This window comes from Mesorhizobium sp. M0217, assembly GCF_040321955.1.
In the GTDB taxonomy this organism is placed as follows: Bacteria; Pseudomonadota; Alphaproteobacteria; order Rhizobiales; family Rhizobiaceae; genus Mesorhizobium.
Genome location: NZ_JAMYSN010000005.1, coordinates 61,471 through 85,620 on the forward strand (window position 1 = coordinate 61,471; position 24,150 = coordinate 85,620).

At 62.8% G+C, this 24,150-nt stretch carries 29 protein-coding genes; 19 read left to right on the forward strand and 10 right to left on the reverse strand.

All coding sequences use genetic code 11. The features are described 5' to 3' along the window. Positions 1–19: 19 nt before the first annotated feature. Positions 20–1,792 carry an adenylate/guanylate cyclase domain-containing protein gene (locus NKJ18_RS11180; RefSeq protein ID WP_023682506.1) on the reverse strand — a complete coding sequence of 591 codons (1,773 nt, stop codon included), beginning with the start codon at positions 1,790–1,792 and terminating at the stop codon, positions 20–22. A 352-nt stretch (positions 1,793–2,144) separates the two neighbouring features. Here NKJ18_RS11180 and NKJ18_RS11185 point away from each other — a divergent pair, with 352 nt between their 5' ends. From NKJ18_RS11185 to NKJ18_RS11195, 3 genes are all read left to right on the forward strand, one after another. Continuing rightward, positions 2,145–2,402: a PepSY domain-containing protein gene (locus NKJ18_RS11185; protein ID WP_023668990.1), complete on the forward strand. Its 258-nt coding sequence runs from the start codon at positions 2,145–2,147 to the stop codon at positions 2,400–2,402. Between the two features lie 83 nt (positions 2,403–2,485). Further along, positions 2,486–3,103 carry a lysozyme inhibitor LprI family protein gene (locus NKJ18_RS11190; protein WP_352758231.1) on the forward strand — a complete coding sequence of 206 codons (618 nt, stop codon included), beginning with the start codon at positions 2,486–2,488 and terminating at the stop codon, positions 3,101–3,103. Positions 3,104–3,316: 213 nt separating this feature from the next. Then, positions 3,317–3,787 (forward strand): hypothetical protein, encoded by a 471-nt coding sequence (locus tag NKJ18_RS11195; RefSeq protein ID WP_023668992.1) that lies wholly within the window; start codon positions 3,317–3,319, stop codon positions 3,785–3,787. A 96-nt stretch (positions 3,788–3,883) separates the two neighbouring features. Here the strand turns inward: NKJ18_RS11195 and NKJ18_RS11200 are convergent, their stop codons facing one another. Then, a complete protein-coding gene (locus tag NKJ18_RS11200; protein ID WP_352758232.1) occupies positions 3,884–5,764 on the reverse strand; it encodes a L,D-transpeptidase family protein in 1,881 nt (626 codons plus the stop codon). A 212-nt stretch (positions 5,765–5,976) separates the two neighbouring features. Continuing rightward, the gene (locus NKJ18_RS11205) at positions 5,977–6,723 is read right to left on the reverse strand and encodes a 3-oxoacyl-ACP reductase family protein (RefSeq protein ID WP_023668994.1); all 747 of its coding nucleotides are present in this window, start codon (positions 6,721–6,723) and stop codon (positions 5,977–5,979) included. A gap of 99 nt (positions 6,724–6,822) precedes the next feature. Here NKJ18_RS11205 and NKJ18_RS11210 point away from each other — a divergent pair, with 99 nt between their 5' ends. Further along, positions 6,823–7,431 (forward strand): TetR/AcrR family transcriptional regulator, encoded by a 609-nt coding sequence (locus NKJ18_RS11210; RefSeq protein WP_023710494.1) that lies wholly within the window; start codon positions 6,823–6,825, stop codon positions 7,429–7,431. A 62-nt stretch (positions 7,432–7,493) separates the two neighbouring features. Continuing rightward, the gene (locus NKJ18_RS11215; protein ID WP_352758233.1) at positions 7,494–7,892 is read left to right on the forward strand and encodes a rhodanese-like domain-containing protein; all 399 of its coding nucleotides are present in this window, start codon (positions 7,494–7,496) and stop codon (positions 7,890–7,892) included. A gap of 45 nt (positions 7,893–7,937) precedes the next feature. On the opposite strand, the gene NKJ18_RS11220 is transcribed toward NKJ18_RS11215, so the two are convergent. Then, positions 7,938–8,846, reverse strand: coding sequence for an alpha/beta hydrolase (locus NKJ18_RS11220; RefSeq protein WP_023668996.1), 909 nt, complete (start codon positions 8,844–8,846; stop codon positions 7,938–7,940). Positions 8,847–8,894: 48 nt separating this feature from the next. On the opposite strand from NKJ18_RS11220, the gene NKJ18_RS11225 reads away from it, so the two are divergent. After that, entirely contained in the window at positions 8,895–9,347 is a 453-nt protein-coding gene (locus NKJ18_RS11225; protein ID WP_023668997.1) for a MarR family winged helix-turn-helix transcriptional regulator, read from the forward strand. A gap of 26 nt (positions 9,348–9,373) precedes the next feature. On the opposite strand, the gene NKJ18_RS11230 is transcribed toward NKJ18_RS11225, so the two are convergent. Beyond that, complete coding sequence (locus tag NKJ18_RS11230) at positions 9,374–9,985, reverse strand: pyridoxamine 5'-phosphate oxidase family protein (RefSeq protein WP_352758234.1); 612 nt, start codon at positions 9,983–9,985, stop codon at positions 9,374–9,376. A 65-nt stretch (positions 9,986–10,050) separates the two neighbouring features. Next, a complete protein-coding gene (locus tag NKJ18_RS11235; protein WP_023668999.1) occupies positions 10,051–10,404 on the reverse strand; it encodes a gamma-butyrobetaine hydroxylase family protein in 354 nt (117 codons plus the stop codon). 200 nt (positions 10,405–10,604) lie between these two features. Between NKJ18_RS11235 and moaA the strand changes: the two genes are divergently transcribed. From moaA to NKJ18_RS11295, 12 genes are all read left to right on the forward strand, one after another. Then, complete coding sequence (moaA, locus tag NKJ18_RS11240; RefSeq protein ID WP_352758235.1) at positions 10,605–11,600, forward strand: GTP 3',8-cyclase MoaA; 996 nt, start codon at positions 10,605–10,607, stop codon at positions 11,598–11,600. Between the two features lie 55 nt (positions 11,601–11,655). Continuing rightward, positions 11,656–12,126, forward strand: coding sequence for a hypothetical protein (locus NKJ18_RS11245; protein ID WP_352758236.1), 471 nt, complete (start codon positions 11,656–11,658; stop codon positions 12,124–12,126). A gap of 121 nt (positions 12,127–12,247) precedes the next feature. Further along, positions 12,248–12,604: a hypothetical protein gene (locus NKJ18_RS11250; protein ID WP_023669002.1), complete on the forward strand. Its 357-nt coding sequence runs from the start codon at positions 12,248–12,250 to the stop codon at positions 12,602–12,604. Positions 12,605–12,832: 228 nt separating this feature from the next. Next, positions 12,833–13,753 carry a DMT family transporter gene (locus NKJ18_RS11255; RefSeq protein WP_352546195.1) on the forward strand — a complete coding sequence of 307 codons (921 nt, stop codon included), beginning with the start codon at positions 12,833–12,835 and terminating at the stop codon, positions 13,751–13,753. 7 nt (positions 13,754–13,760) lie between these two features. After that, positions 13,761–14,393 (forward strand): molybdenum cofactor guanylyltransferase MobA, encoded by a 633-nt coding sequence (gene mobA / locus NKJ18_RS11260; protein ID WP_352758237.1) that lies wholly within the window; start codon positions 13,761–13,763, stop codon positions 14,391–14,393. Beyond that, complete coding sequence (gene mobB, locus NKJ18_RS11265) at positions 14,390–14,893, forward strand: molybdopterin-guanine dinucleotide biosynthesis protein B (protein WP_352758238.1); 504 nt, start codon at positions 14,390–14,392, stop codon at positions 14,891–14,893. The genes mobA and mobB overlap by 4 nt, the downstream gene beginning before the upstream one ends. Before the next feature lie 319 nt (positions 14,894–15,212). Then, positions 15,213–15,998: an ABC transporter substrate-binding protein gene (locus NKJ18_RS11270; RefSeq protein WP_023688509.1), complete on the forward strand. Its 786-nt coding sequence runs from the start codon at positions 15,213–15,215 to the stop codon at positions 15,996–15,998. Between the two features lie 75 nt (positions 15,999–16,073). Next, positions 16,074–16,790, forward strand: coding sequence for an ABC transporter permease (locus NKJ18_RS11275; protein ID WP_023669007.1), 717 nt, complete (start codon positions 16,074–16,076; stop codon positions 16,788–16,790). Next, complete coding sequence (locus NKJ18_RS11280) at positions 16,787–17,617, forward strand: ABC transporter permease (protein WP_023820729.1); 831 nt, start codon at positions 16,787–16,789, stop codon at positions 17,615–17,617. Before NKJ18_RS11275 ends, NKJ18_RS11280 begins: the two co-directional genes overlap by 4 nt. 103 nt (positions 17,618–17,720) lie before the next feature. Further along, a complete protein-coding gene (locus NKJ18_RS11285; RefSeq protein WP_352758239.1) occupies positions 17,721–18,590 on the forward strand; it encodes an NAD(P)-dependent oxidoreductase in 870 nt (289 codons plus the stop codon). A gap of 9 nt (positions 18,591–18,599) precedes the next feature. Further along, the gene (locus NKJ18_RS11290; RefSeq protein WP_023706849.1) at positions 18,600–19,304 is read left to right on the forward strand and encodes a DNA alkylation repair protein; all 705 of its coding nucleotides are present in this window, start codon (positions 18,600–18,602) and stop codon (positions 19,302–19,304) included. A gap of 102 nt (positions 19,305–19,406) precedes the next feature. Further along, positions 19,407–19,976 (forward strand): DUF3299 domain-containing protein, encoded by a 570-nt coding sequence (locus NKJ18_RS11295; RefSeq protein WP_023706850.1) that lies wholly within the window; start codon positions 19,407–19,409, stop codon positions 19,974–19,976. A gap of 48 nt (positions 19,977–20,024) precedes the next feature. Here the strand turns inward: NKJ18_RS11295 and NKJ18_RS11300 are convergent, their stop codons facing one another. From NKJ18_RS11300 to NKJ18_RS11315, 4 genes are all read right to left on the reverse strand, one after another. Further along, on the reverse strand, positions 20,025–20,516 hold the full coding sequence (locus NKJ18_RS11300) for an Lrp/AsnC family transcriptional regulator (RefSeq protein ID WP_023669013.1): 492 nt from the start codon (positions 20,514–20,516) through the stop codon (positions 20,025–20,027). 143 nt (positions 20,517–20,659) lie between these two features. Next, positions 20,660–21,277, reverse strand: coding sequence for a uracil-DNA glycosylase family protein (locus tag NKJ18_RS11305; RefSeq protein WP_352758299.1), 618 nt, complete (start codon positions 21,275–21,277; stop codon positions 20,660–20,662). Beyond that, positions 21,277–21,888 (reverse strand): glutathione S-transferase, encoded by a 612-nt coding sequence (locus NKJ18_RS11310; protein ID WP_023669015.1) that lies wholly within the window; start codon positions 21,886–21,888, stop codon positions 21,277–21,279. Before NKJ18_RS11310 ends, NKJ18_RS11305 begins: the two co-directional genes overlap by 1 nt. A gap of 39 nt (positions 21,889–21,927) precedes the next feature. Further along, positions 21,928–22,551: a thermonuclease family protein gene (locus NKJ18_RS11315; RefSeq protein WP_023669016.1), complete on the reverse strand. Its 624-nt coding sequence runs from the start codon at positions 22,549–22,551 to the stop codon at positions 21,928–21,930. 75 nt (positions 22,552–22,626) lie between these two features. On the opposite strand from NKJ18_RS11315, the gene NKJ18_RS11320 reads away from it, so the two are divergent. After that, positions 22,627–24,150: a sensor histidine kinase gene (locus NKJ18_RS11320; protein ID WP_023669017.1), complete on the forward strand. Its 1,524-nt coding sequence runs from the start codon at positions 22,627–22,629 to the stop codon at positions 24,148–24,150.

Below are 24,150 nucleotides of genomic sequence, written 5' to 3' on the forward strand. Positions count from 1 at the left end.
GCCAGCATTGACGCCATGTTCATTTGGCCAGTCGGAAATTGGCGACGAGGATCTCGTTCGCGGCCTTGTCGGTGAACGGTATCCAGCGCACACGCTGTTCTGAAAAATCGGGATGCCGGGTGGTGAAAATGGTCATCTCGCGCCGCGCCTGTTCCGGCCGGCCGCTTCGCATCAGCGCGCCGATCTTCAGGAACCTGGAATAGAAATAGCCGGGAGACAGGTTGAGCGAGCGGTCAGCGGCAGCGATCGCCGCCGGCCAGTTCTCGACCAGACAATAGGCCGCCGTCAGTTCCCCCAGATTGTGGAAGCGGTAGAGGTCGAACGGGCTCAATCGCTCGGTATCGAGAAAGAACGGTATCGCGGTCGCGGCATTGCCGAGCAGCAGCTGGGCGCTGCCCATGGCCGAGCGCGCGAAGGCAAAGCTCGGATTGATGTGGATCGCTTCCTCGAGATGGTCGACGGCCGACCGCGGTTCGCCGCGCATGATGTCGACGGCGCCGAGATGGGCGTGCGGGCGCGCATCCAGGCTGTCCACCAGCAACGCCTTGCGGGCAAACTGCTCGACCTTGTTCAAATCGTCGCTGTCGCCGAAACGCAGCCATGCCCGCCAGAAATACCACCACGCCAGTTCGTTGAGCACGGCGCTCGAGTTGGCGTCCTCGCGGTAGGCCTTCTGGAAGAACTCGAGTGCGGTTTCGGTGTCGCCGCGGGTGCGCCGGTTCATGTGCCAGCGGCCCCGTCGCACCAGTTGCCAGGTCTCCAGGCTTTCCCAGGGAACCTGGAAGGTGCGTGCCTGTTCCGCCCGGTCGACCTCCTTGTCGAGGATCGAAACGATCTCAGCGCCGATCTGGTCGCGCAGGTTGAAGATGTCGACCAGATCGCGATCGAAGCGCTGCGACCACACCAGCCGCCCGTTGGACGCGTCGGCCAGCGAGGTGTTGAGGCGGATCTGGCCACCATTGCGCATCAGCGTGCCGCTGACGATGTAGCGCGCGCCGAGCGCGTTGCCGATCACGCGCGTGCCCAGCGTGTCGTCGCGGAACTGGAAGCTGGAGCCCTTGGCGATGACCGAGAGCCATCTGGTGTTGGATAGACCATAGATGATGTCCTCGGCGATGCCGTCGGCCATGTAGCCGATGTCATGCTCGCCGCCATCGGCGTGGAAGGGCAGGACGGCGATCGCCGGCGGCCCCTTGGACGACAGCTTCTGCTGCGCATTGGCCTGGGGAATGGCCGCGAACGACGCCGCCGGCGAGGATCCGTTGCCGCTGCGGCCGGCGATCAGAACGCGCACCGGCAAGGCGATGTTCTTCAGCATGAATTCGCCGAGATCGGTGAATTCGGCCGCCGTCTTGTCCTTCACATGGTGCCAGGTCGTCTCCGAAACGGCGAGACCGTTGCCCGGCGCGAATTCCTGGATTCTCGCCGCGATGTTGACGTCGTCGCCGTAGAGGCGGCCACCACGCACGATGACGTCGCCGGTGTTGATGCCGGCGCGAAACGGCATGCGCATATCGTCGGCAACCTCGGCGTTGAGGGCGACGATGCGGCCCTGGAAATCAAAGGCCGCGCGCAACGCCTCGATCGGATTGCCGAACTCGGCCATGATGCTGTCGCCGGCGTCGCCGAACGTGCGGCCGCCAAATGTGCCACAGCTGTCGGCGATGATGTCGCGCCGTTCCTCGAATGCCGCGACAGCAGACTCGTCGTCGATGCCCATCAGCCGCGAGAACCCGACGGCATCGATAGAAATGATTGTCGCCAGCTGACGGGTGTAGTTCCGTACAGCCATGTTCGAGCCCCCGCTCCCTTTCTGGTTCTGGTCCAGCACAGGCGACGACCCGTTCCTGAAACACTTCGCCGCGCGCTGAGAGATGAAGATTCCGGCGGGGTTGGCGCGCCATGCCACCCCGCCAGGACCAGAAGTCTAGCAGGGTCTTTGGCAAAGCTCTACCACCATCGGGTTGTCCAGCGCGGGCCGTGGCAGCACTCATGGTTGGCCGGCGGTTGGCGCAAATATGGGCGTGCCGTCGCTCTGAGCGCGGCGATCCAGGGCTTCACGGAACCTGCGCGACGTCACATCTCGGAACAAACTGTGCTGCCTGCGAGTTTCCGGTGCGGTTCAATACCAAATGAGGGTAATCATGCGAAATCTTGTTCTGGCGACCGGTGTCGTCGTTCTTCTGGCCGGCTCAACGGCCTTTGCCGCGGATGACAGCCCACTGCCGCCGACGAATGCCCAGAAACTGTCGGCAATCATCGCCAAGGTCGAGCAGCGCGACGGCTTTCGCTATGTGAAGGAGGTCGACTGGGACAAGGACGGCTACACCGTGACCTATTACACCGCCGACAAGGCGAAAGTCGAAATCACCTTCGATCCCGTGACCGCCGAACCGAAATAGCGCCGATACCGCACCGCTTCGGCAATTCCGTCCGCCGCGTTTTTTGCCTACGATGGTGGCAGTTGTCGGACAACGGGGCGACCATGCTTTCTTCCAATCGAATTGCCAACTCGCTTGCGCTTGTCGTTGCACTGGCTGGCGCGGCGGTCTGCCTTGGTCCAGCGCGTGCCGACGGGCCATCCTTCGACTGCCGCAAAGCCAGCCTGCCGGTGGAAAAGGCGATCTGTGCCGACCCGCAACTGTCGGCAATTGATGCCTTGGTGGCCGAGGCCTTTACGGGTTTCGAGCCAGCCTTTGGCGGCGACAAGCGCAAGATCGCCCGTGCGCTCATCGACGACAGGAACGCCTGTGGGCAGGATGCCGCCTGCATCGTCAGCGCCCAGAACAATGCGCTGCAGACCTACGGCAATGCGCCGTCCTGGGTGCAGGATTACAACATCGCCCTGATCGGCAAGAAGGCGCTCGACACCGCGGCCCGCCATCCGGGCAGCCCCGACCAGCCCCTGCCCTCGTCGATCGGCCAATGCGCCTTGACCCACATCACCGCGCTGACGACGCGGCTCGGCGACGACCCGCTGGAAACCGCCGGCCTTAAGCCGGCAGCCTGGCGCGGTTCAGCAATGGCGGCGCCGGGGTTTCCTACGAGCGGGAGCCTGGCCTTGCCAGTTCGAAAGCCGGCGATCCTGTCGTCATGTGCCTGATTTCGATCCCGAGGGATTGTCCGCAGGGCGACGAGCGCGGGCGGGTCTATTACGGCGTCGACCTCACGATAAAAGGCACATGGGTTTTGCCGGATTCACAACATCTATGCGGCGGCGCCTGAAGATTTGCCGCAAAGCACTGCTGGATGCACTCTTGCGCCGGTCCGCCTTTGATGGCTGAGTGCGCGTAACAGTTGCAGGGCACGGGGGTGCATGGCCATGGTTAAGCATGTTTTGAAGCGCATCCTGATGATGCTTGCCGGCTATTTCGTTTCGGTGCTGATCGGATTGTTCGCGGTCGTGGCGATATATTGCGCACTCGCCGTATTGCCCAACGCGCCGGACTATTTCGGCGCCATGCAATTTTCGCCCATTGTCGTGCTGCTGTGGCCGCCGCTCGGCATGGTCGTCTATTTCCTGACGATCGTGCTGACCGGCCTGCAGACGCTGATCTTCGCGCTGCTCGCCGAATTCTTTGCCCTGCGCAATTTCCTGGTGCACATGCTGTTTGGCGCCGCTGCCGCTGCAGCCGGCTTCTTCCTGGTCTGGCCGGCCGCGGAAGAGGATGCCGGACGCTGGGCCGATATCGGCATCATCGCCGCCGCCGGCCTCGTAGCCGGTCTGGTCTATTGGCTGATCGCGGGCCGCGACGCCGGCTTCCGGCGTCCGCTCATCCAGCGCTGATCGCAGGAAACGGGCGACCGTCCATCGGCCAAAAATCTAATTAAACCAGAGAGATAAAGTGAGTTCCTCGTTCGTTGAACGAGGAACTCCGCTGGTTCAGCTCGTCGGCGAGCGCACCGCTTCAGTCGCGTCCAGCGCCTGCATCAGCCGCGTGTCGCGGTCGTAGACGTCGTTGAAATATTCGACTTTGCCGGACAGGTCCGGCCAGGCAGTGAAGTAGGAGACATAGACGGGAATCGTGCGTGTCACGTCTTCGCTGGCATGGCCGTGCTTGAGCTTTTCGGCGATGTCGTCGACCGAGACGCCGAGCACCGCCGCCGCCATCCCACGCGGATCCTGAAGGCGAATACAGCCATGGCTGAGCGCCCGCATATCGCGCTGGAAGAAGGATTTTTGCGGCGTGTCGTGCATGTAGATGGCGTGCTTGTTGGGGAACAGGATCTTCAGTTCGCCCAGCGCATTGGCTTCGCTCGGCTGCTGGCGCACGCTGTAGGGAATGTTGGCGCCGTAGGCGCCCCAATTGACCGAGGAAGAGGGAACCCGCCTGCCGCGCGAATCGGTCACCTCGTAGCCGGCACGGTCGAGATAGCCCGGATCGCCACGCAGCCTTGGCAGCATCTCGTTGACGATGATCGACTGCGGCACGCCCCAATAGGGATGGAAATCGACCTGCTTGATCTCCTTGAAGAAGAAGGCGGTCTGGTTGGTGGTCCGGCCGATGACGACGCGGGTCTTCAGCTTCTCCTCGCCATTGTCGATATAGCTGGCGGTGAAGGCGGGCTGGTTGATGAAGACCCGCGCGCTGCCGAGATCGGACGGCATCCAGCGCAATTCTTCCAGCGCGACCTGCACCTTCTGCAGCCTGTCGGCCTTGGACGTGCCGGCGAGCGAGGCGACGGTGCGCGGGCCGATGACCCCATCGCCCTTCATGCCGGCCTTCACCTGCACGGCCTTGATGATCGGAACCAGTTCGGGAACATAGACATCGCTGGTGCCGAGACGAGACAGGATCTCGCCATAGGCGCCGCCCATCTCGTCGTCGAGATTGCGCGCGATCAGCGTCAGCAGCTTCGGCAGTTCGGCGCTGGTCTCGCCGGGCTTCAGCAACAGCTTGGGATCGACGACGATTTCGTTTTCGGCGCTCGCCTGCAGCGATTCAAGTTCGACGCGCAGCGCCTGATATTCCGCGTTCTGCGGGTGCCGCGATTCGAGGTAGGTGCGCACTTCCTGGGTGTGAGCCAGCGTCTTGAGCGCGCCTTCCATGTCGACCGGCTTCGGCGGAAATTCATAGTAGCCGGTGATGCGATTGGGATCGACGCGCCCGCTCTGGGCGTCACGGGCATAGCGCAGTACGCGCGCCGACAGCGCCATCTCGAAGCGGACGAGTTCCTTCAGATGGGCGTCGGCATCGACTGCCGATGCGTTAGCTGCCGGCACCTCGACCGTGTAGTCGGCCGACGTGAGACCATAGCTTGCGGCTTCGCCAAGCACCCGCACCGCATCCTGGGCGCGGGCATTGGGATTGCCCTCGTTCACCCAGATGAAATCAGGATTGGCAGAGTAATAGGCAATCAGTGCCTTGGCGATATCGGGCTCGGCATAGAGTTCATAGTCACTAAGGCCTGCAACGGCTTCGCGGAAGGCAGTGCTGGTCGCCGACGGCACAAAGGCGGCGTCTTCAGCTGTTGCCACCTGGGGAGGTGCTGCCACCAACGCGGCAAAGTCGACGCGCACCAGCCGGTCGGCCTTGTAGGTGTAGTAGGACGGGCTGCTGATCCTGGTGCCGCCGCCGCCCGATACGGCGGGCTTCGGCTTGCGCTTTGGCGGCGGCGGGAATTCGCCTTGCGGCCTGTGCTTGACGCCACCGCCGAACAGCATGTCGAACAGGCCTTGCGCGCTTGCCTGCGGCACACCGAAGGCCAGTGCTGCCGCCACTGCAAGCGGCATCACGGTGGCTTTATTTCCGAGGAATTTCATTAATCACCCGCTCCGGCTGCAAGCCGGCTCCCGTTCCGCGCCGCTAGACGATCTTGCCAACCGCATGGCGGATGTAAGGCGCTACTATACCGATTCATACCGATTTCGTTAAGCTTCCATAAATTTCCGCAGGCCTGTTGCAGAACGGTTTCACAACATCGTGACGTCTGGAGCGGCGTTGCCGCTCCAGACCGGTCAAAGCGGCTGCTGCTTCAGGCGTTGGCGCCACCGTCGATGGTGAGCGCGGCGCCGGTGACGAAGCGCCCTTCCGGACCGGCGAGCCAGGCAACCATGCCGGCGATCTCGTCAGCCTTGCCGAAGCGGGGCGTCGCCATCTTCCGCCGCTGGTGTTCGGCATGCGGGCCTTCGGCCGGGTTCATGTCGGTGTCGGTCGAACCGGGATGAACGACGTTGGCGGTGATGCCGCGCGGACCGAGGTCTCGCGCCAGCGCCTTGGTCAGGCCGACCAGCGCAGCCTTGCTGGTCGAATAGGCGCTGAGGCTGGTGTCGGTGACGCGCTCGGCCAGATTGCTGCCGATCGAAATGATGCGGCCGCCCTCGCCCATGTGAGCCGCTGCCGCCTTCGAGGCCACGAACGGCGCTCTCAGATTGACCTCAATGGTCTCGTCAAAGTCGGCCAGCGACATCTGTTCGATGGGCGCCGCGCGCCAGATGCCGGCGCTGTTGACCAGGATGTCGAGCTGGCCGAAGGCATTCACCGCCTCGGCGACCGAGCCTTCGATGGCGGCGGCGTCGCGATTGTCGGCTTGGATGGCGATCGCGCGACCACCTGCCGCTATAATCTCGGCGACGACAGCTTGGGCCGGCGCCGAGCTGTTGACGTAGGTGATGGCGACGTCGGCGCCATCGGCCGCAAGCCGTTTTGCTATCGCAGCACCTATGCCGCGGCTGCCGCCGGTGACCAGTGCTGCCTTGCCGTTCAATCCGTTCGCTGACATGTCATTCTCCGTTATGTAACGATCGATACATAAATATCTGGCAACCTTGCCTGGCGACGTCAAGTGAATTATGTATCGATCAACACAGAAAAGATCGTCATGCCGGAAAGAGGCCGTCCCCGCACCTTCGATCGAACCGCCGCCTTGCGGCAGGCGATGGAGCTGTTCTGGGCCAAAGGCTATGAGGGCACCTCGATCGCCGACCTGACCGCGGCGATGGGGATCAGCTCGCCCAGCCTCTATGCCGCCTTCGGCAGCAAGGAGGCGCTGTTTCTGGAAGCGACCGAGTATTACACCCGCAACGAAGGCACCGAGATCTGGAGCGCGCTGGACGAAGCGCCGACGGCATGCCAGGCGATCGAGAATTTCCTGCGCCAGACGGCAAAAGCGTACTCTCAGGACGACCGCCCGCAGGGCTGTCTCATCGCGCTGGGCGCACTGCACCAGGATTCAAGCAGCGGCGCGATCTGCGATGATTTGCGCCGCCGCCGCGCCGAAAACCACACCCTCTTGCTGAGACGGCTGGAACGCGGTGTGGCGGAAGGCGAATTGCCGGCGGGCTTCGACAGCAACGCGGCGGCGACCTTCTATGCGACGGTCCAGCACGGCATGTCGATCCAGGCCCGCGACGGCGCCTCGTGCGAAGCGCTGATGGCCACAGTGGCCGGAGCGATGGCGGCGTGGCAGGGGCTGGTCGGAACAGCGTGACAAAGCGCGGAGCTTGTGCTGGAAATCCAGTCGGCGGCGAAATGCGCCGGGAGGGATCATCCGTGAAAAAAGGGTATCGCGAGTTGCTCGACGAGGCCAATGCCGAGATCGAGGTGGTCTCGCCCGAGGAAGCGGCCGGGCTGCTCGACGACGAGGACACCATCTTCGTCGACCTGCGCGATCCACGCGAGATCGAGCGGGACGGCCAGATCCCCGGCGCCAAACATGTCACTCGCGGCATGCTGGAATTCTGGATCGATCCCGAAAGCCCTTACCACAAGCCGTTCTTTGCCTCGGGCAAAAGCTTCGTCTTCTTTTGCGCCGGCGGCTGGCGCTCGGCGCTGGCCACCAAGACGGCGCTGGATATGGGGCTGTCGCCGGTCAAGCACATCCTTGGCGGCTATACCGCCTGGAAGGCGGCCGGATTGCCCGTCGAGCCGGGCGGCAAGAAGAACGGTTAGCTCACCGCTCCGGCGTTGTCGGAGTCGACAATACACCCATTGGAATCAATGCAGTATCGGCTCGCGCTCGTTTTTGACAAAAGTCACAGCGCGTTCGACAACACCTTTGTCGGCGAGAATGCGACGGTGGCCGAGCCCATCGGCCCAGTGCAGCCGCACATGGCTGCCGGCGCCGGCATAACGTGTGGCATGATCGGCGGGGACTTCGCGGTCGTCCGGCGCGTGGATGACCAGCGTCGGCACCGGCGCCTCAGCCAACTGGCGGTCGCCGGTGAATTCATGCAGCGGCCGGCCCGACAGCCTTTTCACCTGATCGGCCATGGAAACCTGCGAACGCGGACCGACATTGAGCATGCGGCTGAAGTCGGCGAAGATCGCCGGCAGGGAACTTGGCGCGGCGACCAGCACCAGCCGCTCGGCCGCGACGGGCTGGATACCCTTGATCGAACCGGCAATGGCATTGGCGGCGACGGCGCCACCGAAGGAATGGCCGACGATCGCCTTGAACGGACCGAACCATTCGCCGGCGACCCTGACCGCCTCGACCGCATTGACCATATTGAGATGACGGCCCAGCGACTGGCCATGGCCCGGCAGGTCGAGCGAGGCGACCCGGTAGCCCGCATCGCGAAAGCCTTCGATCAGCGCCCGCATATATTCCGTGCGCGAACGCCAGCCATGGACCACCAGCACCGTGCCGGCGGACGCCCTGCCCGGCTCGGGCCGGAATTCGTGCACCATGACGCAGCCGGCCTTGGTCGTCAGCCGATGATGGCGCGCCTCGGCCATGAAGCCGGCGGCGCGGTCGACCGCACGCCGCTCGCCGTCGCTGAGCGCCTTGACGCTGGGCGTGCGGCAGAACAGTTCGAAGGCGGCGCGCCCGCTCAGGCGGGGCGCCACATGCTCGGCGGCGCGGAACACGCCCCGGATGACCTTCAGTCCAAATGATGCCATAGTGGCGGTCCATCCATTCCGTTCAAGCATGAACATAATAGTTCAAACATGAACATTAAACAAGAGCTGCCCTGGGACAACCCGCGCTTTCGCAACTGGGTCGCGGTGGCGCGCGCCTGCCATGTGCTGGAGCGTGCGCTGGCGGTAAAGCTGGCGCCGCTGGATCTCAAGCCGGCGCAGCTCGACGTGCTGATGAACCTCTATCGCCATCCCGGCATGTCGCAGCACGATCTCGCCCGCAAACTGCTGGTCGGCCGCTCCAACATCACCATGCTGTTGCCGCAGCTCGAGGCGCGCGGCCTGCTGCGCCGCGAAGGCGACGAGAAGGACAAGCGCGTGCTGCGGCTGACGCTTACCGAGGCCGGCACGGAGCTTTTGATGAAGGCGCTGAAGGTGCATATGGCGCTGATCGAAAAGGCGATGAGCCAGTCGACAGCGGAACAGTGCGACATGATCGGCGAACAGATGCGCAAGATCTATGACGTGCTGAAGGATACCTGAGCCGTTCGATCCACGCGCCTCCCACCTCACCACATCGTCTTCTTCGCCCGCTCCGGCCATTCCTTGTCGTAAGTACCGGCATCGATATTCTTGCGGCTGGTGACTTCCAGGATTGTTCCGGGTGTCGGCAGCGATTTCGGGTCGACGTGCTTTGCCGGGTTCCACAGCTCCGAGCGAACGATGGCGCGGGCACACTGGAAATAGACCGAATCGACATCGACCACGGTGACCGAGCGCGCCGGCTTGCCTTCGACGGCGAAGGAGGCGCAAAGCGCGGCGTCGGTGGCGATGCGGGCGCGGCCGTTGACGCGCAGCGTCGTGCCCGAACCCGGCACAAGAAACAGCAGCCCGACGCGAGGATCGCGGATGATGTTCTTAAGCGAATCGGCGCGGTTGTTGCCGCGCCTGTCCGGCATCATCAGCGTCTTCGGGTCATGCATGCGCACAAAGCCGGCGAGATCGCCGCGCGGCGAGCAGTCCAGCCCTTCCGGCCCGCTCGTCGCCAAAGCGACAAAAGGCGAGGCTTCGATGAAGGCGGCATATTCGGGAATGACGTGGTCGAGTTCCTTGACCGTCGACGCTTCGCCGGGCAGGCCGTAGAGGGTTTCGAGCTGTTCGACCGTGGTGATGTCAGACATTTTCCCGTCTCCGAACTGTTGCCAGCGTTACCCCCAGTCAATGACGTTTTGCCGACAGTGCCGAACTAGCGGTCGCGGCTCAGTCCCTTCTCCTGGAGCTCGGCGAGATAGGCATTCCAGCGCGCGTCCTTTTCGTGGCCAAGCGTGTGCAGGTAATTCCAGGTGAAGATGCCGGTGTCGTGAAAATCGTCGAAGGTGATGCGCACGGCGTAGTTGCCGACCGGCTCGATCTTCAGGATAGCAACGTTACGCTTGCCGGGAACCGTCACCCGCTGGTCCGGCGAATGGCCCTGCACCTCGGCCGAGGGCGAAGCGACGCGCAGCAATTCGGCCGGCAGTTCGAACGGCCGATGATCGGGAAAGGTGACGGACAGCAGTTTTCTGTCCTTCGAGACCCTGAGTTCCTTCGGCGCCGTCATTGTTCTGCATCCCGCATCGATCCGCCCTTCCCTACGCTGCTTCGCGCGAGCGGAAAAGGCCATTTGGACCCGGCCGACATCGGATGTCGGCCGGGGAATGTCACCAAAGATCGAGAGCGGCTATCTTGAATGGCGGGTTGGATCGTATCACATAGCCGTATATAACGGCACCACTCGCAGCATTGGAAACGCTTGAACGCATGGACATGATCGATCCCTTCGGTCGCACGATCAGCTACTTGCGCGTGTCGGTCACCGACCGCTGCGATTTCCGCTGCACCTATTGCATGGCCGAGGACATGGCGTTCCTGCCCAAGAAGGACCTGCTGTCGCTCGAGGAACTCGACCGGCTCTGCACCGTCTTCATCGAAAAGGGCGTGCGCAAACTGCGCCTCACCGGCGGCGAGCCGCTGGTGCGCAAGAACATCATGCATCTGGTGCGCGAGTTGTCGCGGCACTTGAAGAGCGGCGCGCTGGAAGAGTTGACGCTGACCACCAATGGCTCGCAGCTGTCGCGCTTTGCCGCCGAGCTTGCCGATTGCGGTGTCGAGCGCATCAATGTCTCGCTCGACACGCTCGATGCCGACAAGTTCCACGCCATCACCCGCTGGGGCCATCTCGGCAAGGTCATGCAAGGCATCGATGCCGCGCAGGCGGCGGGGCTGAAGGTGAAGCTCAACGCCGTTGCGCTGAAGGACTTCAACGACGTCGAGCTGCCGGAGATGATGCGCTGGGCGCATGGCCGCGGCATGGACTTGACCGTCATCGAAACCATGCCGATGGGCGAGATCGACGCCGACCGGACCGACCAGTATCTGCCGCTGTCGCTGCTGCGCGCTTCGCTCGAGCGCCAGTTCACGCTGAGCGACATCCCCTACAAGACCGGCGGTCCGGCCCGCTACGTCCATGTCGCAGAGACCGGCGGCAGGCTGGGCTTCATCACGCCGATGACGCATAATTTCTGCGAAAGCTGCAACCGCGTGCGGCTGACCTGCACCGGCACGCTCTATATGTGCCTGGGCCAGGAGGATGCCGCCGACCTGCGCGCCCCGCTGCGTGCGTCCGAAGGCAACGAACTGGTCGCTGCTGCCATCGACGAAGCGATCGGCCGCAAGCCGAAAGGCCATGATTTCATCATCGACCGCCGCACCAGCCGCCCGTCGGTGTCGAGACATATGAGCGTCACCGGCGGCTGATTTTCTCCGCGATTTGGTGCAAGGAATGTCTCCCATTGTCGGCTGGAGACATCGAATGAAGCGTCTTTCCATTGGATTGGCAGTTGCACTGATCGCGGCAGGCAGCGCCAATGCAGCGCCGTTCACCTACACCAATGCGCGCTTCGGCACGGTCTGCACCTTTCCCGACGACATCTTCACCGATCGCCAGCCCGAGCCGTACAATGGCGACGGACAGCAGTGGCTCAGCGCCGACGGCGCCAGCCTGATCTGCTCCGGTATTTTCAACGTCAGTGACGACACCCCAAAGAGCCTCGTCGCCGAGGAGAAGGCAATCAAGGAAGCGGGCTACCAGATCAGCTACAGCAAGACCGGCAAGAACTGGGCGGTGCTGTCGGGACTGAAGGATGGCAAGATTTTTTACGAACGGCGCCTGTTCGGCAAGGACGGCGTCATCCGCACCGTGCGGATCGACTATCCGCCGGCCGTTAAAGCGAAATACGATCCGCTGGTCGGCGCCATTGCCGGCAGCCTCAAAGGACCGTGAGCTTTTCGGACACACACCAGAAAAAGTCTCATGCGCATATAGCTGGCGGATTTACCGCAAGCGCGTTCGAGCCTAGATTCCTGGACATAGCGGCTCGTCGCTCGGTTTGGGGGAATACGACATGCGCACATTCTTACTTTCTCTTGCAATGCTTGGGTTTGCCGCCGCGCCGGCAGCAGCACAGTCCATCGGTGGCAGCTACACCGTCGCGGGCACCAATTTCGACGGCTCGAAATATGGCGGCGAAGCCACCATCACGCTGACCAGCGAGACCACCTGTACCATCCATTGGGAGACCGGCGGATCATCGTCGGACGGCATCTGCATGCGCAACGACGATGCCTTTTCCGCCGGCTATGTCATGGGCAAGGAAATCGGTCTTGTCGTCTACAAGGTAGAGGATGACGGCTCGCTGCACGGCCTGTGGACCATCGCCGGCAAGAACGGCAGCGGCACCGAGGTGCTGACGCCGAAATGAGCCTGCTGGTCATCCGGCCAGCCCTCTGAGGGATTTCTATGGGTCACGGGTGAAAATCCGTGGCCTATTTCTTTGACGTTGCTGTCTTGCCGCCGGCTGCTACAGGCTTGAGCGGTTCACCGTTTCGCCGAAACGTCAAACCGCTTTATTCTTTGTTTTCACGCAATTCCGGACGGAAAACCGTTTCACACTTTTCCTGGAATTGCTCTTGCAAAACCGGTAACGCCCTTGCCTCTTTCCCCAAACATTCGCGGCGCGCTGTGCATGATGGTGGCCATGATCGGCTTCACCCTCAACGACGCCATCACCAAGTTCTCGTCGGAATCGATGAACATGGCGCAGGTCATGCTGGTGCGCGGCACCTTTGCGTCGCTGCTCGTCGGCCTGCTCGCCTGGCAGCAAGGCGCGCTCGCGCGACCGAGGTCGATGCTGCAGCCGCTGGTGGCGCTTCGCGTGGTCGCCGAGGCCGGCGCCACCGTCGCCTTCCTTGTGGCATTAGCGCATCTGCCGATCGCCAATGTCTCGGCGGTGCTGCAGGCGCTGCCGCTGGCGGTGACGATGGGGGCCGCACTCGTATTCAACGAAGCGGTCGGCTGGCGGCGCTGGCTGGCGATCGCGGTCGGCTTCGGCGGCGTGCTGATCATCGTGCGGCCAGGCTTCGAAGGCTTCAGCGTCTATTCGCTGTACGCACTCGTCAGCGTCGCCTGTTGCGCAGTACGTGACCTCGCCACCAAGCGCATCCCGAGGGCTATCCCGACCTTGCTGGTGTCGACGGCAACGGCAATCGCCATGACCATCGTTGGCGCCGTGCTGCTGTCGCCGATGGGTGGCTGGACGCCGATGTCCGGCAAAGGCACGGCACTGTTGGCATTGGCGGCGGTGCTGGTGCTGATCGGCTACCAGTTCATCATCATGGCAATGCGGGCCGGCGACATCTCCTTCATTGCGCCATTCCGCTACACCGCCCTCTTTTGGTCGATGCTGCTTGGCCTCATCATCTTCGGCGATGTTCCCGACCTGCCGATGATCTTCGGCTCCGCCATCATCATCGGCTCCGGCCTCTACGCGCTCTATCGCGAGCGGGTCGCCGGCCGGCAAAAACCCGCAGCCGAAAGCGCTGGACCCGACATGGCGCCGGACGGCATATAGTTTGGCCATGAGCCAAGACATTGCAGGAATTATCCTGGCCGGAGGCCTGTCACGGCGCATGGGCGGCGGCGACAAGACTTTGCTGGCGCTTGGCGGGCGTCCGCTTCTCGACCATGTCGTTGCCCGCCTGGCGCCGCAGGTCGGATCGCTGGCGGTCAGCGCCAATGGTGACCCGGCGCGCTTCGCCGCGGCCGGTCTTCCGGTTCTCGCCGATACGGTCGAAGGCTATGCCGGACCGCTTGCCGGAATCCTCACCGGCCTCGAATGGGCGGCAGCGAATACCGCTTTCAAGGCATTGGCGACGGCCGCCGGCGACACGCCGTTCCTGCCGGTGGATCTGGTGGCAAAGCTGGCCGCTGCCGCGACCAGTCGGCCGGGCTCGATGGCGGTTGCCAGTTCCGGCGGCCGGCAGCATCCGACCTTCGCGCTGTGGCCGCTCGGGCTGCGTGAGGCCTTGCGTCATTTCCTGATCGACGAGGACAACAGGCGCGTCTCCGCCTTCATCGAGCGGCACGACTGTGTCGAAGTGGAATTTCCGTTGCTGACCCACGGCAGTGACGAGATCGACCCGTTCTTCAACATCAACACACCGCACGACCTTGCGGTGGCCGAGCGTCTGTTGCAGAGCATCGGCCCATGAACATCTTCGGCATCACCGGCTGGAAGAATTCCGGCAAGACCACACTGACCGAGAAGCTGGTCACAGAGCTCGTCCGGCGCGGCTGGACAGTGTCGACGGTCAAACACGCCCATCATGAGTTCGACATCGACAAGCTTGGCGCCGACAGCTTTCGTCACCGCCAGGCGGGCGCCACCGAAGTCGCGGTGGTGTCGGGCAAACGCTGGGCGCTGATGCATGAATTGCGCGGTGAGGACGAGCCGACGCTGGAGACGGTCCTGTCGCGGTTGGCCCCGTGCGACATCGTGCTGGTCGAAGGCTACAAGCGCGAGGCGCACAAAAAGATCGAGACCCGGCGGCGGGAGGCCAAGGACCGCTCGCCGCTGTCGGCGAACGACGGACATATCGTGGCGATTGCCGCCGACTTCGCGGTTACCGGCGAAAGCCTGCCTGTGTTCGATCTCGACGACACGGGAGGGATAGCCGACTTCATCGAGCGCATGACCGGCCTCAAACCTTGAGGCCCCTGCCCTCGCCCGGGTCAGCCGCCCTCTTCAGCCGTTGCATTGTCTAAGCGCGTCGCGCCTGAACGGCCTCATGCGACGCGCTTCAGGTTGTTTTATTTATGCATGTCGTCGTCCCAAAACCGCTGCGCACTTTTGGGCGACATGCATTAACCCGGCGTCGGCATTGGCTGGACCCGCAAATCCCGCAAGCAACGGTTTTACAGTTGCTTTTCTCCCGAAAACAGTGGGAGTATCGCGCCAGCGGGCGGTCAAAAGCACCGCCCCACAGAGCCGTTCCGGAACGACGGCCGGGAGCCATAAAGAGAGGACTATCATGCGTATTGCACTGCGTATCGCGCTCGCCGCATCGGCTGCGCTGCTGACGCTCGGCGTCGCCCAGGCTCAGGAAACGACCCTGAGAATCGGCACCGAAGGCGCCTACCCCCCATTCAACAACCTGACCTCCGACGGCCAGCTCGTGGGCTTCGACATCGACATCGCCAAGGCGCTCTGCGACGAGATGAAGGTCAAGTGCACCTTCGTCGCCCAGGATTGGGACGGCATCATTCCGGCCCTGCAGGCCGGCAAGTTCGACGCCATCGTCGCCTCGATGTCGATCACGCCGGAGCGCGCCGAGAAGGTTGACTTCACCCACAAATACTACAACACGCCGTCGGCGATCGCGGTACCCAAGGATTCGACCCTCAAGGGCGTGACCAAGGAAGACCTGGCCGGCAAGACCATCGGCGTCGCAACCACCACGACGCATTTCAATTATGCCTCGAAAACCTATACGGACAGCACGGTCAAGGGCTATCCGAGCAGCCCCGAAGAGCAGGCTGATCTCGCCAATGGCCGTCTCGACGCGATCGAGGACGATATCGTCGTGTTGCAACAGTTCCTGGATTCGCCTGATGGCGCCTGCTGCAAGATTCTCGGCCAGCCTTCGCCGCAGCCGGTCGATATCTTTGGACCGGGCGCCGGCATCGCCGTGCGCAAGGGCGAGACGGATCTGGTCAACAAGTTGAACAGCGCCATCGACGCAATCCGCGCCAACGGAAAGTACAAGGAAATCAACGACAAGTACTTCAAGTTCGACGTCTTCGGCGCCGAGTCCTGATCGTCTGAAACAAGGCGGCAGCGGAAATTTCCTGCTGCCGCCTTGGCCTGACAGAAGTGGAGACAAGACCCGTCAATGCCAAGCCAGAACATATGGATACTTCTCACTTGGGGACCCGATGGCTGGATTGACGATATTGCCTATGGCGCACTGGTCACCATTGCGCTCGCGCTGGCGACACTGCCGATCGGCCTGACGATCGGCTTTTTCGTCGCCTGGGCAAAACAATCCGAAGAGCCGTCGCTTCGCGTGGCTGCCAACATCTACACCACGGTGTTTCGCGGACTGCCGGAACTGGTGACGCTTTTCCTGTTCTTCTTCGGCATGCCGATCCTCTTGCAGTATGTCATCCGTCTGTTCAGGCCGGAAGCGACGGTCGATGTCGACAGCTTCCTCGCCGGCATGATCGTGCTGTCGCTGATCTTTTCGTCGTATTCCAGCGAAGTCTTCCTGTCGGCCTTTCGCGCCATTCCGAAGGGCCAGTATGAGGGCGGCTATGCGATCGGGCTGTCGAAATGGCAGACGATGCGCAAGGTGATCCTGCCGCAGCTGCTGCGCATCGCCTTCCCCGGCCTTGAGAATTGCTGGCTGAGCCTGCTCAAGGACACGGCCCTGGTGTCGGTCGTCAATCTGGCTGAAACCTTGCGCAACGCCGGCGTGGCGGCCCGTGTCACCAAACATTCCTTCCTGTTCTACAGCGTCGCGGCGATGGTGTTCCTTATCCTTGCCATCCTGTCGTCGATCGCCACCGGCTTCATCCTGCGTTCGCTCGGGAGGAGGGAGGCACGATGAGCGTCGTGACGCGCGCCGCCGTCGACATCGAGAAGCCACCACCACGGGCGCGAGGCTGGCCGCGGGCCCGTATCGTCGGCTACGCGCTGGTCGGCTTCTGGATCCTGTTCGGCATCGGCATCGCCGTCTATCTGGTTTACGCTTGGAATGGCGAATTCTTCGCCAGATACGCGCCGGCCTATCTGCAGGGCTTGGGAACCACGCTTGCGCTGGTGGCCATCTCGATGGTGCTCGGTGCGCTCTTTTCGCTGCCTGTCACCTATGCCCGCATGTCGAAGAACCGCTATCTGTCCGTCCTGGCTTATTGCTATGTCTATTTCTTCCGCGGCACGCCGCTGCTGGTCCAGGTCTATCTCGTCTATTACGGCCTGGGCTCATTCCGGGTGCAACTCGAATCCTTCGGACTGTGGTGGTTCTTCCGCGACGCCTTCAATTGCGGTGTGTTCGCCTTCGCGCTCAACACCGCCGCCTACCAGGCCGAAATCCTGCGCGGCGCCATAGAAAGTGTTCCGAGGGGCCAATGGGAGGGCGCTGCTTCGCTCGGCCTGCACAAATTGCAGACGCTGCGCAAGGTCATCCTGCCGCAGGCGTTTATCGTCGCGCTCCGGCCCTATGGCAACGAACTCGTCCTGATGATCAAGGCCTCCGCCATCGTTGCCATCATCACCGTCTATGATTTGATGGGCAACGCGAAGCTGGCCTACGCCAAGTCCTTCGACTTCCAGGCCTATGTCTGGGTCGCCATCGTCTATCTGGTGATGGTCGAGATCCTGCGCCACGGCGTCGAATGGATCGAGCGGCGGATCACCATTCATCTGATCCGCTGAGCGTTCGGCTGTACCAGTCGATCGGCTCATGCGCGTCTTGACGAATGGCGCGTAGAGCCTAGAGCTGTCCAAGACAATTCCGTTCCGTCTGAAGGGCAAACCCATGGCATCTGTGGCATTTCTCGGTCTTGGCGTGATGGGCTATCCCATGGCCGGGCACCTCAGGAACAAAGGCGGCCACGACGTCACCGTCTACAACCGCACCGCGGCGAAGGCGGAACAATGGGTGGCCCAGCATGGCGGCAAGCTTGCTTTGACGCCGGCGGACGCCGCAGAGGGCCAGGATTTCGTCTTCTCCTGCGTCGGCAATGACGACGATCTGCGCTCGGTGACGACCGGGGCCCATGGCGCCTTCGCCGCGATGAAAAAAGGCTCCGTCTTCATCGACAACACCACCGCCTCGGCCGAAGTCGCGCGCGAACTGGCCGACGCCGCTGAAAAGGCCGGCTTTTCCTTCCTCGACGCGCCGGTTTCCGGCGGGCAGGCGGGCGCCGAGAACGGCGTGCTGACGGTGATGGTCGGCGGCGAGCAGGCTGCCTTCGACAGGGCCAGGCCGGTCATCGACGCCTTTGCCCGCATGGTCGGGCTGATGGGGCCGTCGGGCGCCGGCCAGCTCACCAAGATGATCAATCAGATCACCATTGCCGGGCTGGTGCAGGGACTGGCCGAAGGCATCCACTTCGGCAAGAGGGCCGGGCTCGACATCGAGAAGGTCATCGAAGTCATCTCCAAGGGCGCTGCCGGGTCCTGGCAGATGGAGAACCGCCACAAGACGATGAATGCCGGTAAATATGATTTCGGCTTTGCCGTCGACTGGATGCGCAAGGATCTCGGCATCTGCCTCGATGAAGCCGACCGCAATGGCGCGAGACTGCCGGTGACCGCCCTTGTCGACCAGTTCTACAAGGATGTGCAAGCGATGGGCGGCAAGCGCTGGGATACGTCGTCCCTGCTTGCGCGACTGGAGAAGTAGGCGTTCGCAATGGCCGAGCTTTCGCCCCAATCGAGCGCCGATGAGATCGTCGCCCATTTGCGCTCGATCGGCTTGGAGGACAATCGCCGCGGTATGCTGCGCTACGGCATCAAGATCGAGCGCGCGCTCGGCATCTCGCATGGCATGCAGCGGCAGATCGCCAAAAAGATCAAGCGCAACCACGAGCGTGCTTTCGAGCTTTGGCAGACCGGCATCATGGAGGCGCAGTTCATCGCTTCCGTCACGGCCGACCCGAAGCGCTTCTCAGCCGCGGAAGCACGACAATGGGCCGCGTCCTTCGATTCCTGGGACATCGTCGACGGCGTCTCCGATCTCTTCGTCGACACGGACGCCTGGAAGGAGCTGATTGAAGAGTTCGCGGCGGACGAGCGCGAGTTCGTTCGACGCACGGCCTTTGCCATGATGGCGTGGTCCGTCGTGCACCGGAAGCAGGAGCCGGTGGCGACTTTCCTCGGCTTCCTGCCGATCATCGAAGCGCATGCCGCCGACAGCCGCAATTTCGTGAAGAAGGCGGCAAACTGGGCGCTTCGTTCGATCGGCAAGCGATCGTTGGAGATGCACGGTGCTGCCCTTGCCGTGGCCGAACGGCTGGCCCAGTCGACCGACAAGACGGCTCGCTGGATTGGCAAGGACGCCGTACGGGAACTCACCAATGCCAAGATCATCGAGCGGATCGCCGCCAGAAAAGGCTGACCTGGCAACCCGTTTGCCGACGCAACCTGGCCGCCGGCTCTCGCAGACATATGATGCGGCTCAAGCGTTGACGCAATTGGCCAGGACGTCTTTACTCGGCCTATGACCAAACATCTCCAATCGACCCTCGCGCTTGCAGCCGCGTTGTTGACAGCCGGTACCTTCGACGCCTCAGCGCAAACCGCGCATATCTTTTGGAAGGATCTCCGCCCGGCGACGCAGGCGGTGGCCGAAGATGCCGGCCTGCCGATGATTGCGGCAAAACTGCCCGATCGTGGCGAGACATTGTCGCTCAACCTGCAGGACAAGACGGTACAATTAGCCGGCTATGCATTGCCGGTCGACCGTGATGGCGATCTCGTCTACCAGTTCCTGCTGGTGCCGTGGACAGGCGCTTGCAGCCACATGCCGACGCCGCCGCCCAACCAGATCGTGCTGGTGACGCCGGCCCGTCCCTACAAGATGTCGCAGGCCTATGAGTCGGTTGCCGTGACCGGCGCCTTGCGGCCCGGCTTGGAGAAGAGCCAGTTGTTCATTCTCGACGGCGTCAGCATCATCCAGTCCGGCTACACCGTACGCAAAGCCGATGTGGTGGCAGTCGACACGGTGCCGGACACGATCACGCTGCCGGTCAACTCGCCCTGGAGTTTCCTCAACAAAAAGAAAAACTAAGCGCCGCCTGCTTGTGCAGCGTCACCACCCAGTCACGGACAACCGCGCTCAGGCCGCGTTGGCGCCGGATTCCTTGTCCAGCAGCATGTAGTCGAGCGGCATTTCGGTCGTGTACTTGATCTGCTCCATGGCGAAGGACGACGACACGTCGCGGATCTCGATCTTGGCGATCAGCCGCTTGTAGAAGGCGTCATAGGCGGCGATATCGGGCACCACGACGCGCAGGAGATAGTCGACGTCGCCGCTCATGCGGTAGAATTCGACAACTTCGGGAAATTCCTGGATGACTTCCGAGAAACGCCGCAGCCATTCATGGCTGTGCGAATTGGTGCGGATCGACACGAAGACGGTGACGCGCACATTGACCTTTTCGTGGTCGAGGATGGCGACCCGCCGCTTGATGACTCCCTCTTCCTCCAGCTTCTGGATGCGGCGCCAGCACGGCGTCGTCGACAGGCCGACTTTCTTGGCGACATCGGCAACCGCGAGCGTCGCGTCCTCCTGCAGGAGGCGGAGAATTTTTCTGTCGAGGCGATCCATTAAGGTGCTCCTGGTGCAGGCCGCGTTCCCTCGGGCGCGACGCGCTTTGGGAATAGATTGGCTATACTCCCTCTTATTTCGACCTTTCACAAGAAAGAAATTCTGCCGGATGGCACAAAAGCGAGTGATATCTTGCTTAAAGTCTAATCTATGCGATAGCGGATTTCCGATCTCAGAAACGGCAGCAAATCCATTTCAAACCATGGATTCTGCTTCAGCCATCCTGAGTTGCGCCATGACGGGTGTGGCAGCGGCAGCACTTTCAGGCTGGCCGGCGCATCCCAGATGGTGCGCCAGTCCTTCACGGTTTCGGTCAGCGACGGCCGGCGCGTGGGGCCCATATGCCAGGATTGCGCGTAGGAGCCGATTGTCAAAACGAGGTCGATCTGCGGCATCAGCGCCATCAGCGGCGCGCGCCAGGCCAGCGCGCATTCTCGGCGCGGCGGCAGGTCGCCGCCCTTGGCGTCCTGGCCGGGGAAGCAGAACCCCATTGGCACGATGGCGAATTTATCCGTGTCGTAGAATTCCTCGCTTGTCACGCCCAGCCAGCTTCGCAAGCGGTCGCCGGACGCGTCGGTGAACGGCATGCCCGACAAATGCACCTTTGTGCCTGGCGCCTGGCCGGCGAGCAGGATGCGGGCACTGGATGATGGCAGCAGCACCGGGCGCGGCTCGTGCGGCAGTGGCCTGCCGACCGGAGTGTCGACGCAGATGCGGCAGGCGCGGACCTTTGCCGTCAAGCGTTCGAGTTCCGCCTCCATCAGGCGGAAGCGCTCGGACGGCTCGAGACGGCGCTGTACCAGCGCAGCACGTTGGTGCACTCGTCCGGCACTTTGATGCGCGCCGGTTTCATGAAATCCATGGCGATCATGCCGGTGATATCGGCGATCGAATAGGCGTCGCCGGCGGCGAATTCGCGGTTTGCCAGTTCGGGGTCGAGCAGTTTCAGGAATTCGACCGCTTTCGCCTTGTTGGCCTCGCCCCATTGGGGGATCTGCGGAATTTCCCATTCCTTCATCGCCGGATGGATGTGGCGAAAAGCCTGGGCGACGCAGCTGAGCAGATTGAACTCCATGCGCCTTTGCCACATCTCGACCTTGGCCCTGCCGAGCGCGCCTTGCCCGAACAGCGCCGGTTCGGGATGCAGTTCCTCGAAATAGCGGCAGATGGCGACGGATTCGGTGAGGATGGTACCGCCGTCGAGCTCGAGCACCGGCAGCCGCTGCAGCGGGTTGCGCGACCTGACCGGCTCCTGCTTGTGCCCCATCGCACCCATGTCGACCGGCACCAGCGGCACTGCGATGCCCTTTTCGGCGAGGAAAACCCGCACGCGCCGCGGATTGGGGGCGCGGCCGCCGTCGAACAGTTTCATGCTTATCCTCCCGATCTGGTCCTTCAACTATAGTGCTCGTCACCAGAAGCGAAACATCTCTCGCAAGGCGTCACCGACCGAAGCCAGGGTGCCGTGCTTTCTTTCGAGCGGGCCGCCGTGGTGGCTTTCGCGCCAGTCTTGCGGCTCATCGAACGTGCCGGCCCAGATGCCAACCTTGCCGGCGCGGGCAATGGCCTGCTCGGTGTCGAAATCGCCATAGGCAATGGCCCAGCCGGCCTCAACCTGGGCCCGGTTGAGATCCTTGCCGCCGGCCTTGCAATCGCCGAGCAGGCGGCCGTAGCGGTCGCGCTGCCAGCCGCTGCAGGTCACCGGATTTCCTGATATCAGCCGCACCAGCGCCTGGCGCGCCAGCCTGCCGCAGGCGTAGTCTGCGCCATCCCTACGGCAGATCTGCTGGTATTCCGGAGCGTCGATGCCGCGCATGCGGATACGTTCGGTGCCAAGAGTGAGTGAATCGCCATCGTTGACGATCGCCACCCCTTGCGCCTTGCGCGTCTCGAAACGGTCGAGGCGTGCGGCGAGCAGGATCAGCAGGCCGAGCAGAATGACCGTCAGCGCGTAATCCAGCAGCTTGCGCCACAGGCTTCGCGGCGGCGGCGGATAGTATCGCCGGCGCGGCCTTGGCGACCACGAACGGCTCATATGGCAAACAGTCTCTTAATCATTCGAACGTAGCTTAACGAATTGAGATCGCTGCGCGCATAAATCGAAGTTTCCATGCCTCTGCTACGCTCGAACACAGCGGATAAATTCATTGTGGACCGCCGGAAACCGCACCGCAACAGCGATGTGGCGCGCGCGGTGCGCAAGACGCGCGACCGTCTTTCGCAGCAGGTTGGCAATCTCGACTTCGACCGTGAACTGCTGAAGCTGCATGCCGGGACCATGGTGCGCGGCGCAGCCGTCATCCCACTGCTGGTGTTGGCGGTCGCGGCGGCCGGGCTGCTGGCCGGTGTGGACAAACAGATCAGCGTCTGGGCGCTGTTCACCCTGATCTGCTATTCGATCGTCGCCTTCATGGCGCGCCGCGTCGAGCGCACCGAAGCCGCCGAGCTCAATCCTGTTCACACCCGCAGGGATTTCCTGATCGGACATTCGCTGTGCGGCCTCGGCTGGGCGTGGTTCGCATGGCTCGGCTGCGCCACCTGCCAGATCGACCAGTTCCAGGCCGCCAAGGCGGTGGTGCTGCTGCTGGCCATGGCGGCGACCGCTATCATGGCGTCGTCCTTGCGCGGCTCTCTGCTTGCCACCTTCGTCGTTCCGGTGGCGGTCTATGCCTATGCTGAAACGAAATTTTGGGTGCCGGTCGGGACGATCATGGTCGCCCTGCTGGTCGCGGCATTGCCGTTCTTTGCCTATATCGCGCGCCATCTCAACCGCTCGTCGCTGATACTTCTGTCCTTCCGCTCCGAAAAGGACGCGCTGCTCGCCGAGGTGGAGACAGCGAAATCAATGTCGGACGAAGCTCGTCGGCGGGCCGAAGACGCCAATCTGGCGAAGTCGCGCTTCCTTGCTTCTATGAGCCATGAGCTCAGGACGCCCCTCAACGCCATTCTCGGTTTTTCCGAGGTGATGGCCAATGAGGTGCTCGGGCCGATGAGCAACCCGACCTATCGCGACTACGCCCGCGACGTGCACGATTCCGGCCAGCATCTGCTCGACCTGATCAACGAAATCCTCGATCTGTCGCGCATCGAGGCCGGCCGCTATCAGCTCAACGAAGAGCCGGTGATGCTGCTCAACATCGCCGAAGATTGCTGCCACATGATGGAATTGAAGGCGCGCAACAAGGACATCCGCATCGTCCAGGATTTCGAAAGTGCCCTGCCGCGGCTGTTCGCCGACGAGCGCGCGGTGCGGCAGATCACGCTCAACCTCCTGTCCAACGCCATCAAATTCACCGCCACCGGCGGCGAAGTTCGCGTGCGCGTCGGCTGGACGGCGGGCGGTGGCCAGTACATTTCGGTCAAGGACAATGGGCCGGGCATACCGGAGGACGAAATCCCGATCGTGCTGTCCGCCTTCGGCCAGGGCTCGATCGCCATCAAGAGCGCCGAACAGGGCACCGGGCTCGGGCTGCCGATCGTTCAGGGCCTGCTCGCCATGCATGGCGGCGAATTCGAACTTCAGTCGAAATTGCGCGAAGGCACCGAGGCAATCGCCATCTTCCCGCTCGCCCGAGTGATGGAGGAACTGCCGGCGCTGCCGACAAAGGCGGTCGCGGCGGCTCGCCGACGCTGA